We start from the raw sequence: 15600 nt of genomic DNA on the forward strand, positions 1-15600 counted from the left end.
AAACGCGGCATTGCTGTCGAAGCCGTCGTCGTGATAGCGATAACATGGCTGATCATCCGCGATCCTGTCAATGTAGCGCGGAACGGCGGGAGAGGATTATGACGCAATTCGGCCGATGGATCGGTAAGTTCGCGCTGCTGTTCGGCGCGGTAATTGGTTTGACCGGACCGGCGCAGGCCGAAGACGGCTATGACCTCTGGCTTCGCTATCACGTCCCTGCGACAGCGCCCACGCGCAGTATCCCGACGATCGAAGCGCACGGCGACACGCCGACGCTCCGGGTGGCGGCGGAGGAATTGCGGCGCGGCGCGGGTTTGTTCGGGACGAGCACGTCACCGATCCTGTTGGCCACCGCCAACGATCGCGACGTCGCGGCGCTCGGCTTGCCCCTGGCCGCGCTCGGCGACGAAGGATACCGCGTCGGACAGGTCACGATCGGCGGCCGCCGCACACTCCTCGTCACCGCCAACACCGATCGCGGCGTGCTCTACGGCAGCTTCGCGCTACTGCGGCACCTCCAGACCGGTGGCAGCCTCGACCGCATCGCCCTGACCTCGAGCCCCCGCGTAAAATTGCGCGTGCTCAACCATTGGGACAATCTCGATGGCGTGGTCGAGCGCGGCTATGCCGGCGTGTCGCTGTGGGACTGGTGGACGCTCCCCGACTTCCGCGATCCGCGCTACACCGATTACGCGCGCGCCAACGCATCGATCGGGATCAACGGCACCGTCCTCAACAACGTCAACGCGAAGGCCGACAGCCTGACCGCGCCGTATATCGCGAAGGCCGCGGCGTTGGCCGATGTGTTCCGGCCGTACGGGATCAAGGTGTATCTGTCGGCGCGATTCTCGGCTCCGATCGAGATCGGTGGCCTGAAGACCGCCGATCCGCTCGACCCGCAGGTCGCGGCGTGGTGGAAGGCGAAGACCGACGAGATCTATCGCAGCATTCCCGATTTCGGCGGCTTCCTGGTCAAGGCGAACAGCGAGGGCCAGCCCGGCCCGCGCGATTATCACCGCAGCCACGCGGACGGCGCCAACATGCTCGCCGCCGCGGTGGCGCCGCATGGCGGGATCGTGATGTGGCGTGCGTTCGTTTATGCCGAGACCGACCCGGACGACCGCGCGAAACAGGCCTATACCGAGTTCAAGCCGCTCGACGGCAAGTTCGCCAAGAACGTCATCGTCCAGGTCAAGAACGGCGCGATCGATTTCCAGCCGCGCGAACCGTTCCACCCGCTGTTCGGGGCGATGCCCAAGACCCCGCTGATGATCGAGTTCCAGATCACCAAGGAGTATCTCGGTTTCGCGACGCACCTCGCCTATCTCGGGCCGCTGTTCGCCGAGACCTTGGCGAGCGAGACGATGCGGACACCTGGCGAGACCGTCGCGGACGTCGTCGATGGGTCGGTTGAGGGCCATAGTCTTACCGGCATGGCGGGGGTCGCCAATATCGGGCGCGACCGCGACTGGGCGGGCTCGACGTTCAACCAGGCGAACTGGTACGCGTTCGGGCGGATGGCGTGGGATCCGACGCTCGGCGCAGCCCCCGTCGCGCGCGAATGGGCGGCGATGACCTTTGCCCCCTCCCCCGGGACCGTCGATCCGGTCGTGGCGATGATGATGGGATCGCGTGAGGCGGTGGTCGACTACATGACGCCCCTGGGGCTCGCGCACGTCATGGCGACGGGGCATCATTATGGTCCCGCCCCCTGGGTCTCGGACCTGAAGCGCCCCGAATGGAACCCGGTCTATTACCACCGCGCCGACAAGGCCGGGATCGGCTTCGACCGGACCAGGACGGGCAGCAACGCGGTGGCGCAATACGCCCCTGCCCTCGCCCGCACGCTCGCCGACCCGGCGACCACGCCGGAGCGCGAGCTGCTGTGGTTCCACCACGTCGCGTGGGATCGGCGGATGGCGTCAGGCCGGACTTTATGGGCGGAGATGGTCCATGATTATGATTCCGGCGTCGGCTATGTCGGCGACATGCAACGGCAATGGGATGCCTTGAAACCATCGATCGACGCCGAGCGCTGGGCGAAGACTGCGACCTACCTCGCGCTCCAGCAGCGTGAGGCCAGATGGTGGCGCGACGCGAGCCTCGCCTATTGGATGTCGGTCAACGGCCTGCCGCTGCCGGCGGGTGCCACGGCGCCTGCGCACGATCTGGCATGGTACAAAGCGCAACGCTTTCCCTATGCCCCCGGCAACCCCCAATGATTCCCCGGCCGTCTGTCCACGCAGCGGCCAAGCAAGAGGCTGATCGATGACGCGCACCGACGGGCCGATACTGTGTTTCGGTGAACTGCTGCTCAGGCTCTCCCCGCCGGGGCACGGCCCCTTGTTCAGGGAGTCTCGGTTGGACGCGAATTTCGGCGGCGCGGAGGCCAATGTCGCCGTCGCGCTCGCCCGCCTCGGCAGGAGCAGCGGCGTCATTTCCGCGGTGCCTGACGATGTCGTCGGCGATGCGGCGATCGATGCGCTCCGCCGGTGCGGTGTCGATGTGTCGCGGATCGCGCGCAGCGACGGACGACTCGGCCTCTATTACCTCGCACCCGGTGCAGGGCTGCGCGCGTCGGCGATCGTCTACGACCGTCAGAACAGCGTGTTCGCGACCAGGGCAGCGACCGCCTATGACTGGCCGACGCTGCTGGCCGGCGCGGCGCGGCTGCATCTGTCGGGGATCAATCCGGCGATCGATTCAGCGATGGCGGATATCTGTCTGGCAGCGATGACCGCCGCACGCGCGATCGGCGTACCGGTGTCGTTCGACGGCAATTACCGCGCGAGCATGTGGGCGAAATGGTGTGCGGACCCCGCCGCGATCCTTCTTCCGCTCGTCGACCGTGCCGATCTGTTGTTCGGCAATCACCGCGACATCGCGTTGCTGCTGCGGCGTCCGCTGGATGGCAGCACGCCGCAGGGCCGACGCGAGGCGGCGTTGGCGGCGTTCGACCGGTTCCCGAACCTGCGCCACATCGCGTCCATGTCCCGCGAGGTCCGCGACGCCGGATGCAACGTCCTGCGCGCCCGGATCGACACGCCGACCGATATCATCGAGACCGACGCGATCGAAGTTTCGGGCATCGTCGACCGGATCGGCACCGGGGACGCCTTCGCCGCCGGTGTTCTCTCCGAGCTTGGCGTTGGGGGGGGCGAAGGGGCGGCCGAGGAGGCAGCCCGCGCGGCGCAAACCGGGCTGGCGCTGGCGGTCTTGAAACATGCTACCCCGGGCGACCAGAGCGAAACCACCCCGCGCGACTTGGCGACGTTCCGCGAGGGCGGGTTCGACGTCCGGCGTTGATCGACGCGAGCAGCACGTCACCAGAGCCCAGGGTCGAAAATTCGCGATGCCCCCGTTGACAGCATCTCCAAGCGCGCAAATGATATCGCTATCATAATGATAAAATAGGAGAGTTCGGTGGATATCACGCGACGCGACGGGCTGGCGATGTTGGGCGGTCTCGCCGTCGCTGCGGGCACTGCGGGGGGAGCTTTGGCGCAAACTGGGGCCCCCATCCCGCCGCTGGACGGCGGTGTCGCCAGCTTGCAGTCGATCGCTGCGGCCAAGGGGATGCGACTTGGGTCGTGCTTTGCGTGGGGACGCCCCGGCGCGGATCGCGGATCGTTCGCCAACCCCGCTTACGCCGCGCTGCTGACGCGCGATTGCGGGCTGCTGGTGCCGGAGAACGAGATGAAGTGGCAGGCGATCCGGCCAAGCGCGACCCGCTTCGACTTCGCCCATATGGATGCGATGATGGCCTGGGCGAAGGCTAACCGGCTGCCGGTGCGCGGTCATAATCTGCTGTGGCATCAGCCGAAATGGATGCCGCGCTGGGAAGAGAGCCATGATTTCGGCGCGAACCCGGCACAGGCGGCGGAGCGTTTGTTGGTAGAGCATATCACCACCGTGTGCCGCCGCTACGGCACGCAGATCGGCAGTTACGACGTCGTCAACGAAGCGGTGAATCCGGCGGATTCGACGCTGTACCAGACGGCCCTGTCGCGCGCGCTGGGCGGTCCCGAGGCGACGATCGATCTCGCTTTCCACACCGCACGCGCCGCCGCGCCACATGCGCAACTTGTCTATAACGACTATATGAGCTGGGAACCCGACAACGCCAAACACCGGGCCGGCGTGCTGAATTTGCTCGAGGGATTCAAGCGACGCGGCGTGCCCGTCGATGCGCTCGGGGTACAGTCTCACCTCGTGACGCAGGGCGCCGACACGCGCGCGGCGATCACCGCGCTTGAGGGCGAGTGGCGTCGCTTCCTCGATGCGGTGACCGCGATGGGGTATGGCCTCGTGATCACCGAACTCGACGTTCGCGACAACAAGCTGCCGGGCGACATCGCCGTGCGCGATCGCGCGGTGGCGGATTTCACACGCGGGTATCTCGATCTCATGCTGTCATACCCGTCGGTCCGCGACGTGCTGCTATGGGGCATGTCCGATCGCTACAGCTGGATCGAAGGTTTCGAGCCTCGCCCCGACAAGGCTCGCCGCCGCCCCTGCCCCTATGACGACAGGTTCGTCGCCAAGCCGATGCGTGCGGCGATCGCGGGCGCGATTGCCGCCGCCCCGCTGCGAGCGACGTCGAAGACTGTTGCCCGCGAAGGGTCGCGCCGATGAGTCGCTGGGCGATAGCGCTTCTGCCAGCCGTCCTGCTCGCGGCCAGTGCGGGCGCGCGGGATACGGACCACACTGCGTCTACGCGTCATTGGATCGCGAGTTGGGGCTCGTCGCAGATGATCGCGGACGGCGACAATGCGTTGCCCGCGGATCGCGCACGCGCGGTCACGCTGCGTCAGGTGATCCGGCTGTCGGCAGGGGGCGATCACCTCCGTGTCCGCCTGTCTAACGCGTTCGGAACGCGGCCGCTCACCATCGCTGCGGGGCACGTCGCGCGCAGTTCGGCGCCTCAGACTGGCGAGATCGTCGGCGGGGTGCGACTGACCTTTGCCGGCCATGCCGATGCCGTCATCCCCGCCGGTGCCGAACTCTATTCGGATCCCGTCGCGATGCCGGTCGCGGCCGGCGCCGATCTCGCCGTCAGCCTGTATCTGCCCGAAGCCGCGGTTCCACAGACCGGCCATCCCGGCGCGCGCGCGATCAGCTTCGCGCTCGCGGGCAATCATGTCGCCGATGCAAGCCTGGCAGGCGCTACGCAAACCCCGCATTGGTACGCACTCGCCGACCTCGAAGTATCGGGCCCGGCCAATGCAGGGACGATCGTTGCGATCGGGGACTCGATCACCGACGGCTACGGCGTCAAGCCAAACCGCAACACGCGGTGGACCGACATTCTCGCCGAGCGGTTGCGGCACACGCCCGCGACACGCGGCACCGGGGTCCTCAATGCCGGGATCGGCGGCAACCGCATCCTACTCGACGGGCTAGGCCCCAATCTCATGGCGCGGTTCGACCGCGACGTCGTCGCGCGTAGCGGCGTGCGCTGGGCGATCCTGCTCGAAGGCGTCAATGATCTGGGCGTACTCACGCGGGAGGCACCAGCGACACCCGCCCAGCACACCGCGCTCGTGACGCAGATCATCACCGCCTACACCGAACTCGTGACGCGCGCGCATGCGCACGACATCAAGGTGATTGGGGCGACGATCACGCCGTTCGGCGGGAACGACTATTACCACCCGGGTCCCGCCTCGGAAGCGGATCGTCAGGCCATCAACACGTTCATCCGCACATCCGGCCTGTTCGATGCGGTAATCGATTTCGATCGCGTCATGCGCGACCCGGCGCAACCGGCCAGGCTGGATCCCGCCGTCGATTCAGGCGACCACCTTCACCCATCCGAAGCCGGCTATCGCCGGATGGGCGAGGCGGTGCCGCTGGCCTTGTTCGGTAGCGGGCGGCGCTGATCAGATCGCAACCGCGTACAAGGCGTGATGCGTCAGGATGAAGAGCGTATGATTGTCATCGCCACCGATGACGAGCTGCAAGGGGCGTTCCGGCGTGTCGATGCGCCGTCGCAGCGTGCCGTCGGCGGCGTAGACGAACACCTGGCCGTTCGCGACGTAGAGTTGCCCCGCGGCATCGCGGACCGCGCTTTCGCCACCCCGGTCGGCGACGATCTTGAGGTCAGTGACACGCCCCTGATCGCCGACCAGACCGTCATAGGTCCGATTTTCCGACGCGTTGGTCAGGACGACGCGCGCGCCGGGAGCGGCGGACACCAGACCATAGGCATCGAGCGTGTCGGACCAGCGCCAGCCCTGGTGGTCGTCGGGTCCCTGGTTCCAGACCCGGAACGCAGGCAGCGACAGCGATCCATCGGGTGAGCGATATTCCTCCGGTTTGGGCTCTGCCATCTTGGTCGCGAACATGTCAGCCATGGTCGGGAACTGATAGGTCGTGGGATCGATACGGTCGGCGAATTCGCCGTTCGCCCAGACATTGACCGGGAGCAAAGTCGCTGCCCCTTTTCCCCCGGCAGCAGGCGTAGGTGCGATCACCTGAACAGCTGCGGGCTTGGCGGGATCGAGGCTGTACACGGTAGCGTCGCGCCCTGCCGAGGAAAGCACGAGCAGATGCCCCGACCGATCGACCGCGAGATTGACCGGATCGAGCGGCGCGTCGGCGACGATCGAGAGCCCTTCGGCCTTGGTCCAGCCATGGATCCGCTGGAAATGCCGGTCGATGAAATAGAGTTTGCCGTGCGCATCGACGGCGCCACCGGCGATCGAATAAAAGCCGTCCGCAAGCTTCCTGACGTCGGTCGACACCGGGATGGCGGAGGCAAGCGCGGCGCTTGTGACTGCAGGCGGCACGTCCAGGCGCGCAAACTCACGTTCGCGCACCTCCTGGCGCCGCGTGATGTCCTTGATCGCGGTCTCGAACGGGTATTTGCTGGCGCGGAGATACGTGCCGCAGCCCTTCGCATCGCAGCTCGCAAACCCGCTTTCGGCGTTCACGTGGACGTTGCGAAACCGGATATCGCCCGAATCATACAACTTTACCGCGGCATCCATCGGCTTGATCGAGCGGGTGACGCGGTAGGCATGGTAATTGGCGAACAGGATGTTGCGCGAATGTCGGATCTCGGTCGAGATCGCATCGACCCCGTCGCGCACCTCCTGCTCGGTCTGCGGCGCGAGGAACTCCCAATTCTCGACATGGTCGAGGACGATTTCCGCGCGGTAATGATGCTCGGCCGACAGCTGGTACACATGTCCCGGCGTCTTGGTGTTCGACACGTGGAAGCCCGAGGACGCCAGCGTGTTGGGCGACCAGATCGCCGCGAACGTCCCGCCGCCGCCATCGGTCACCCAGATGCTCGGCGACTGTCCGTCGAACCGCGCGCGAGGATCGCCAAAGCCGATCGGGCTTCCCTTGGTCAGCGCGGTACCGCCGCCGCCCTGGATCTTCACGTCGTTGACCATCGAGGCCGCGCCGGCGCGCCACAGCAATGCGGTCGCGCGCGGATTGACGCCGCCGGTCCACAGGCCAAGTCCGGAGACGATCGCATTGCCGCCCCGGGCGCTCTCGACCAGTGCCTTGGGCGGGCCAACCCCGGCATAGCCCGCCGTCTGATCGACGAGGTAGAGGTGAGTGAGGCCTGGGTGTAGCGCGATCAAGACGGTATCGGCGCGCAACTTCACCGTGTCGGACACGCGGTAGCGGCCGGTCGGGAAATACAGCACACGGTGTGTGTCGATCGCGCGTTGGAGTGCCGCCGTGTCGTCGGTGGTGTCGTCGCCCTTTACGCCCAGATCGCGGACGTTCGCCCAGTCTCCGACCGGCGGTAGCGCACGGATCGCCGGTGTCGCGCGGACCGGAACGCGGGCCAACGGCGCCATCGTGACGTCGGTCGCATATGCGCCGATCGTGCCAAGCGCGGGCAGTTTTAGCCCATAGGAGAAATCGGCGACGCGGTAGCGCGGCCCGGCTCCCGCGACCGTCTTGCCGCTGTCGCGGAAACGGACGAAGGTCGGCGTATTGACCCCGACGGCATTGTCGAAACCGATCTGCGTGAAGACGCTGTTCTCGGCCGAAACGACGACTCCGGCGCGCGTGACGTTCTCGAACCGGACGTCCTTGCCCCATAGCGAGTCGGAATGGCCGCGATCGATCTCGATGCCGACCGGCGTATCGCGGATCGCGACGTTGACGAGCGTCAGGTCGACCTCGTGCTCGCGGATCGCGGCGTCGCGCTGGCCCCGGAACTCGGAGTCGATCAGCGTGAACTGCCACGCGGGCGACGTCTTCTCTGAGATGATCCCGTAGCGACCGCCGAAGAACCGCAGATCCTCGAATTCGTTGCCGGCCTGATAGACCCCGGCAAGCCCCGAACCGATGTGGAAATCGACGTGGCGCAGATAGCCATGCTGTGCGACCCGGAAGCGCACCGCGACCGCGCCCGCATTGCCATCGCCGATCCAGAAATCGATATTCGACAGCGCCGAATAGAAGGTACTCGAGGTCGCATCGAAGATCGCCGGGTCGAACGGCACGCTGGTGGGCGGCGGCACCGGCGCCTTGCCGACCCGGTATTGATCTTCGCCGGTGAAACTCAGCATCGCCGCAACGCCCGATGCATAGCCTGCACTATTGTCGGCGAGGACGATCTCGGGACGCGTCGGTCCGATGCCGAAGAGCCGGACCGCCGAGCGGACGAAGATCGTCCGACTGATCCGGTACCGCCCCGACGGCACGAACACGACGCCACCTTGGCCGCCGGCTGCCGCCGCATCGATCGCCTGTTGCAGCGCGACGCTGTCATCGGCGCGCCCGTCGCCAACGCCCTTGACGGTTATCGCGCGCGGATCGTCGGGACGGGTGAGATAGACCGAATTCGTCTTCGCGAATGCCGCGACGGGGGACAGCACGGGCAGCAATACCGCACCACTCAGCAGCCATTTCATGGTCATGTCGATCCTATTCCCCGATGACGGGCCGTAGTTGCGGATAACGATTTTGCGGTCGCCGGCCCGGGAGCGGGATTGTCCGCTCACAAGTCGAACCCGGTCGCCGGATGCGCGCACGCGCACGCGCGCGCTCGACTTGTGGCGCAGGTCGATCAGGCGGGGTGCAGCACCAGGGTCTGCGCGACGATCGCCACCTGCGTGCGATTGCGCACGTTCAGCTTGCGCATCAGCGCGGTCATGTGTGCCTTCACGGTCGCCTCGGCGATCCCGAGATCATAGGCGATCTGCTTGTTGAGCAGTCCCGAATGGACGCCGCGCAGGACCTTGATCTGGGTCGGGGTGAGTTGCGGGGGGCGCGTCGCCAGTGCTGGAGCGGCATTGCCGCGCAGGGATCGGTAATCGTCCCGAACAGTCGCTTCCATGATCATCCTCCACTGTTTCGGCTGTGACGCCGCCGTCTTCTCCCGCAGTCTGAAGCCGCGGTAACAAGCTCGTAGTTTTCGATCCGCCGCTCCGCTTTATACAGATTCGGTTGGACAGGTTTATACTATGCTCCGCTGTTCATCGCCGTATCAAGCCTTTTCTGTTGGCAGATCGCAAATACCTGTCCTACAGATCGGGTCTACTCGACAGGTGAACACGCCGTCGGATCGCAGGGAAGGATGCCGATGTCGCCACCATGCACGCGTCTCGTACGACCCGAGGATCTTCGCCGATGATCGGCGGCGACCTCAGGCTGATCATTGCCGCGCTATCGGGAATCCTGCTTGCCGTGGTGATGATCGTCCGCGGACGACTGCATCCCTTTATCGGCCTGTTGTGCGGCGCCTTCACGGTCGGTTTGCTGGCGGGACTGCCGCTGCCGGACGTCGCCAAGGCGGTCCAGAAGGGCGTTGGCGACATCATCGGCGGCACCGGTCTGGTCGTCGCGCTGGGGCTGTCGTTGGGCGCGATGCTGCATCTGTCGGGCGCCGCCGCGTCGCTTGCCAAGGGCGCGCTGAACCTGACCGGCACCCGCGCGGCGCCATGGGCGACGCTCGGCATCGCGATCGTCATCGGACTGCCGCTGTTCTTCGAGACCGGGCTGGTCCTGCTACTGCCGATCGTCGTTGCGGCTGCGGAGGAAATGTCCGCGATGACCGCGGGAACCAGCGATGCCGCGCGCGATCAGGCCAAGCTGCGGCTGATCATGCCCGCGCTGGCGGGTCTCGGCGTGGTGCATGCGCTGGTGCCACCGCATCCGGGCCCGCTGCTTGCGGTCGAGGCGCTCGGCGCGAACCTCGGGCTGACGATGCTCTACGGAATCCTCATCGCGATCCCGACGGCGATCGTCGCCGGGCCGTTGCTGGCGAAATTCACCACCCGCGGCGTGCGGCTGGCATCGCCGGTGCTGCGCGATACCGGACTGGCGATCGCCACGCCCTCGCGGCTGCTGTCGCTGGTGATCGTGCTGTTGCCGGTCGTGCTGATCGCAACCGGCGAACTGGGCCAGATGATCCCGACGCTGAAGGGCGCGCCCGGCCTGGTCGCGGCGAGCAATCCGGTCGTCGCGCTGCTGTTGACGAACCTGCTTGCGCTGCCGCTGCTGTTCGGGAGGCGGCTGCGCGAGGCGGCGATCCAGGATGCGGTGTGGCACGAGACGATGGGCGCGGCCGGCGCGATCCTGCTCGCGATCGGTGCCGGCGGTGCGCTGAAACAGGTGCTGGTGACCGCCGGCCTGTCCGATCTGCTCGCGCGGACGGTGATGATGTACGCGATCTCGCCGTTGCTGCTCGGCTGGCTGGTGGCGGTCGCGATCCGGCTCGCCGCGGGCTCGGCGACGGTGGCGACGATCACCGCGGTCGGCATCATGCCCGGCGTCGTCGCCAGTTCGGGGGTGTCGCCCGAGCTGGTCGTGCTGGCGATCGGCGCAGGGTCGGTATTCTTCAGCCACGTCAACGATCCGGGCTTCTGGCTGGTCAAAAGCTATGTCGGGACCAGTACCGCGGACACGTTCCGCACCTGGTCGCTGCTCGAGACCGCGATCTCGGTGGTCGGCCTCGCGCTGGTGATGGCGCTGAGCTATGTCGTCTGACGATGCCGGGATCAGGGTATATGCCACTGCAGGAAATGCGGTCGTGACCGAATTACGGCTCGCGGATCGCGCCTATACGGCGATCGTCCGGATCATCACCGACGACAAGCTTGCGGTCGGCGATCGGCTGCCCTCCGAAGCACAGCTTGCGGCGACCTTCGGGATGTCACGGACGATCGTCCGCGAGGCGCTGGCCCGGCTAGCGTCGGACGGGATCACCCAGGCGCGGCGCGGTGCGGGGTCGTACGTCAAGCGCCGCCCATCAGAACGGCTCGGCACGCACATGCCGATGGATGCGCTGGCGACGACGCTCGGCACCTATGAAGTGCGGTTCGTGCTGGAAGCGGAGGCCGCGCGGCTCGCGGCATCGCGCCGATCGCATCATCAGCTCGAGGCGATCGAGCGCGCCCTGGAGGCGTTGCGCAGCGCGTTGCTGTCGAACGCGCCCGCGCATGACGAGGACTGGGTTCTCCACCGCGCGATCGTCGAGGCGACCGCCAACGCCGCGTTCCTGCTGGTGTTCGACCATCTCCATGAGGAGGTGATGCGGATCCTGCGTGCCGGCGTCGATATCTCCCGCTCGCGCCCGCCCGAGGTCATCGGAGCGATGATGGACGAGCATGACGCGATCGTCGAGGCGATCCGTGCGGAAGATGCGGACGGCGCCGCGCTCGCGATGCGCTGGCATTTGTCACAGGGGCGCAAGCGCCTGATGCCGTGATGCGGTGCCCGTTGGTTCGTTCGGTGCGCAGGTCAGCCGCGCCGCTGTTCCTGCAGGGGCGCCGCGATCCCAAGCCAGGCCAGCACCTCTGTCGCCAGCGCATCCGGCGTCCGGCCCGCATCGAGGATCAGCGCGTTTTCATCAGCTGCCGGCCGCTCGAGCGTAGCGAGTTGGCTGTCGAGCAGGCTTGCCGGCATATAATGCCCGGACCGCGCGGCAAGCCGACGCGCGATCTCCGCGGGCATCGTATCGAGCAGCACGAACGACAGCGGCACGGCAGAGGTCGCTGACAGACGCTCGCGGTAACTGCGTTTCAGGGCGGAACAAGCGGCCACCGCGAGGCCACCTTGCTCGGTCCGAGCCCCCAGCGCAGCGTCGCCGAGTGCAGCCCCGAGGCGGTCGAGCCACGGCCAGCGGTCGGCATCGTCGAGCGGATGACCCGACTGCATCTTGGCGATGCTTGCCGGCGTGTGGAACATATCGCCTTCGAGCAGCGGGCAATGAAGCCTTTCCGCCAAATACGCCGCCAGCGTCGATTTACCGCTGCCGCTGACGCCCATGACGACAATGCCCCTGCCAAGAATGCCCCTGCCAAGGCCGTCATGCGGATTTCCGGAAGTATCTCGCTCTGCTTGCACCACGCGCCCTCGTCGACTGTCCCGCTACGACGCTATCGGACGGCGCAACGGGCTTGGCCATTACGACCTTTGTCGCAGTCGTCCTAGCCGACGCGACCGCCTATCGGGCATGATGTGCCGAAACTTCACGCGCACGCCGAAAGGGACCGATGATGACGGCCAGACCTGCGATCATGCCCTTTCCGGGGCTCATGGCCCTGCCGCGCGTGGCAGCGGCGCTGCTGCTCGCGAGCGTTTCCACAAGCGCCCTCGCCGTGCCGTCGCGATCGATCTACGCGACCGCCCCCAGCGATCCGCGCGCGATCACCGTCGTCGCCCGCGGCGACGGAGTCACCGATGACGGCCCGGCGATCCAGCGCGCGATCGATGCCGCCGCGGCGGCGACCAAAGGCAGCGGTGCCGGCGGCCTCGTGTTCCTTCCCGCCGGGCGTTACCGGATCACCCGTACCCTGTACCTGCGTCCCGGCGTGCGCCTGTTCGGGGTCGGCAAGACGCGTCCGGTGCTCGTGCTGGCCAGCGCAACGCCCGGTTTCCAGCGTGGCGTTGGCAGCATGGTCATGTTCACCGGCAACTTGCCGCCACCGCCGGGCGCGCGCGCTGCGCCACCCGTGGCGGTCCCGCCACCGACCAGCGTTCCGTTCGCGCCCGATATCGCCGATGCGAATTCGGGCACCTTCTATTCGGCGCTGTCCAATATCGACTTCGTGATCGGCGACGGCAATCCCGCTGCCACCGCAGTCCGCGCGCATGCGGCACAGCATGCGTTTCTAAGCCATATCGATTTCCACCTCGGCTCGGCGCTCGCGGGGATCTACCAGGTCGGCAATCTCGGCCAGGACCTGCGTTTTTATGGCGGGCGGTACGGGATCCTGACCGAAAAGACCTCCCCCGCCTGGCAGTACACGCTGCTCGACTCGGTCTTCGATGGCCAGCGCGACGCCGGTATCCGCGAACACGAAGCGGGGCTCACTCTGGTCAACACGGTGTTCCGCAACACGCCCGTCGGGATCGACATCGACCGCGGCTATGGCGACTGGCTGTGGGGCAAGGACGTCCGGTTCGATGGCGTGACCAAGGCCGGTATCATCATCAGCAACGAAGGCAGCGCTTATACGCAGATCGGTTTCGACAACGCCGTGGCCAACGCGACACCGGTGTTCGCACAGTTTCGCGACAGCGGTCGGACGTTGGCAGGTCCGCCGGCACGATACCGAGTCGGCGAATTTACCGCCGGACTGACCCTGCCCGCACTGGGTAGCACGGGGAGTTTTGCGACACGGTTCGATCCGAAGCCTCTGTCCTCGTCTGCGCCGTCGCGCAAACCGGCGATCCGTGCATTGCCGCCGGTCTCGGCCTGGACGAGCGTCAAGGATCTCGGTGCCCGCGGTGACGATGCCAGCGACGATACCGCGGCGCTCCAGCGCGCGATCGATACGCACCGCGTGCTGTATTTCCCCGCCGGCTTCTACCGCGTCACCGATACGTTGAAGCTACGCGCCGACACTGTCCTGATCGGCCTTCACCCCAGCCTGACGCAGATCGTGCTCGCGGAGGACAGCCCCGCCTATCGCGGCGTCGGTAGCGCCCGTGCCTTGATCGAAAGCGCGAAAGGCGGCGCGGCGATCGTTTCCGGGCTCGGGCTGTCGACCGGTGGACGCAATCCGCGCGCGACCGCCTTGCTATGGCGCGCCGGCGAACAGTCGCTGGTCGACGACGTCAAGTTCGGCGGCGGGCATGGCAGCTTTCGCGCCGACGGCACTCGCTTCGATCCCTACAACGCGACGCATACCGCCGACCTCGATCCGGCCAAGCGCTGGGACGGGCAATATGCGAGCCTGTGGGTGACGGATGGCGGCGGCGGCACGTTCAATGGCGTGTGGACGCCGAACACCTACGCGCAGGCCGGGCTCCACGTCTCGAACACGAGCACGCCGGGCTATGTATACCAGATGTCGGCCGAGCATCACCGGCGGGCGGAGATCGTCCTCGACGGCGTCCGCAACTGGCAGTTCCTCGCCCCGCAAACCGAGGAGGAAGCCGGCGAAAGCCGCGCCGCGGTCGCGCTGGAGGTGCGCAATTCGCGCGACATCCTGTTTGCCAACCTCCATGCCTACCGCGTGACGCGGTCGCTCGAACCGGCACCCGCGGCGGTGACCCTGTACGGATCGACCGACATTCGTTTCCGCAATGTCCATGTGAACGCCGAAAGCGGCTTCTCGACGTGCGACGCGAACGGCTGCGGGACCTATCTGCGTGCGAGCAAATATCCGTACGAGAATGCGATCGTCGACATCACAAAGGGTCGCGTGATGCGCGAACGCGAGTTTGCCGTGCTCGACGTCACGACCGCACCAATCCCCGCCGCCGCGCCGCCCTTGGCAGACGTCCGCAAGGTTGCGGACGGCTTCTACTCGCTGGGCGGCGGCGCGGTCGACGCGAAGGGCAAGCTGTACTTCGTCGATCGCCAGTTCCACCGGATCCATGGCTGGTCCGAGACGGAGGGTCTGTCGATCGTCGCGGATGCGCCGCTAGATCCCGTCAATCTCGCGGTGGACCGATCAGGGGGCTTGCTGGTGCTGTCGTCGGCGGGACCGGCCGCGACGGTATACGGCCTACGACCCGAGGCTCCGCAGGCGATCAAGGTCATCACGCCGACGCCGGTCGGGACCCACGCCAACGCGCGGGTCGTGCTGCCCGGGAGCGTATGGAACAATGGCGAGTTCCGCGATCAATATGACGCGACGCGCGATCACTTCACGACCCTGGCGGATATGTTTGCACGCGATGTCGGGGTCGCCAAACCGCTCGAATACGTATCGGCCGACGGCAGCCTCGCCCTGCCCGCCTACCGGGTCTGGCAACAGGGGCCGGCCGATCATCTTGGCTGGCGCTTTTCCGATACGCTCGACACCTACGGGCTCGTCACCGGACGCGTCGGCGACCGTCTGTACCTGGTCAACGGATCGGAGGATCGAACCTATAGCGGGCTGCTTGGGAGCGGTGGCGCGATCACCGACCTGAAACCGTTCGCCTCGCGTGGCGGCGAAAGCGTCGTGGCAGGGCCGGACGGTCGCGTCTACGTCGCCAATGGTCAGGTCTTCGTCTACGCGGCGGACGGCCGCGAGCAGGGACGGATCGACGTGCCCGACCGCCCGCTGCAATTGCTGTTCGGCGGCGAGGACAGCCGCACGCTGTTCATCCTGACGCATCACGCGCTCTATACCGCCCGCCCCTGAGCCCCGCCCTTCCCTCGCGACCCTGTGCTCCGTCGATAGGGCG

General features: G+C 66.7%; 10 protein-coding genes. 7 read left to right on the forward strand and 3 right to left on the reverse strand.

What is annotated here, in order from left to right; genetic code table 11:
* Window positions 1–98 precede the first annotated feature (98 nt).
* From C8J40_RS16880 to C8J40_RS16895, 4 genes are all read left to right on the forward strand, one after another.
* Window positions 99–2222, forward strand: coding sequence for an alpha-glucuronidase family glycosyl hydrolase (locus C8J40_RS16880; RefSeq protein ID WP_132898017.1), 2124 nt, complete (start codon window positions 99–101; stop codon window positions 2220–2222).
* A 46-nt stretch (window positions 2223–2268) separates the two neighbouring features.
* A complete protein-coding gene (locus C8J40_RS16885; protein WP_132898018.1) occupies window positions 2269–3306 on the forward strand; it encodes a sugar kinase in 1038 nt (345 codons plus the stop codon).
* Window positions 3307–3423: 117 nt separating this feature from the next.
* Window positions 3424–4635: an endo-1,4-beta-xylanase gene (locus tag C8J40_RS16890; protein ID WP_243693460.1), complete on the forward strand. Its 1212-nt coding sequence runs from the start codon at window positions 3424–3426 to the stop codon at window positions 4633–4635.
* A complete protein-coding gene (locus tag C8J40_RS16895) occupies window positions 4632–5882 on the forward strand; it encodes an SGNH/GDSL hydrolase family protein (protein WP_132898019.1) in 1251 nt (416 codons plus the stop codon). The genes C8J40_RS16890 and C8J40_RS16895 overlap by 4 nt, the downstream gene beginning before the upstream one ends.
* Here the strand turns inward: C8J40_RS16895 and C8J40_RS16900 are convergent, their stop codons facing one another.
* Complete coding sequence (locus C8J40_RS16900) at window positions 5883–8891, reverse strand: glycosyl hydrolase family 28-related protein (RefSeq protein ID WP_207901259.1); 3009 nt, start codon at window positions 8889–8891, stop codon at window positions 5883–5885. It abuts the gene before it with no gap.
* A gap of 149 nt (window positions 8892–9040) precedes the next feature.
* Window positions 9041–9310: a LuxR C-terminal-related transcriptional regulator gene (locus tag C8J40_RS16905; protein ID WP_243643467.1), complete on the reverse strand. Its 270-nt coding sequence runs from the start codon at window positions 9308–9310 to the stop codon at window positions 9041–9043.
* A gap of 293 nt (window positions 9311–9603) precedes the next feature.
* Between C8J40_RS16905 and C8J40_RS16910 the strand changes: the two genes are divergently transcribed.
* Complete coding sequence (locus tag C8J40_RS16910; protein ID WP_132898020.1) at window positions 9604–10962, forward strand: gluconate:H+ symporter; 1359 nt, start codon at window positions 9604–9606, stop codon at window positions 10960–10962.
* Between the two features lie 43 nt (window positions 10963–11005).
* Complete coding sequence (locus C8J40_RS16915; protein WP_132741607.1) at window positions 11006–11683, forward strand: FCD domain-containing protein; 678 nt, start codon at window positions 11006–11008, stop codon at window positions 11681–11683.
* A gap of 32 nt (window positions 11684–11715) precedes the next feature.
* Here C8J40_RS16915 and C8J40_RS16920 read toward each other — a convergent pair whose 3' ends face one another.
* Window positions 11716–12243, reverse strand: coding sequence for a gluconokinase (locus C8J40_RS16920; RefSeq protein WP_132898021.1), 528 nt, complete (start codon window positions 12241–12243; stop codon window positions 11716–11718).
* A 269-nt stretch (window positions 12244–12512) separates the two neighbouring features.
* Between C8J40_RS16920 and C8J40_RS16925 the strand changes: the two genes are divergently transcribed.
* Window positions 12513–15557, forward strand: a complete 3045-nt coding sequence (locus C8J40_RS16925; protein ID WP_132898177.1) for a glycosyl hydrolase family 28-related protein — start codon at window positions 12513–12515, stop codon at window positions 15555–15557.
* The last annotated feature ends 43 nt before the right edge of the window (window positions 15558–15600 follow it).

The sequence above is a fragment of the Sphingomonas sp. PP-CC-3A-396 genome, assembly GCF_004343105.1.
Lineage (GTDB): Bacteria > Pseudomonadota > Alphaproteobacteria > Sphingomonadales > Sphingomonadaceae > Sphingomonas.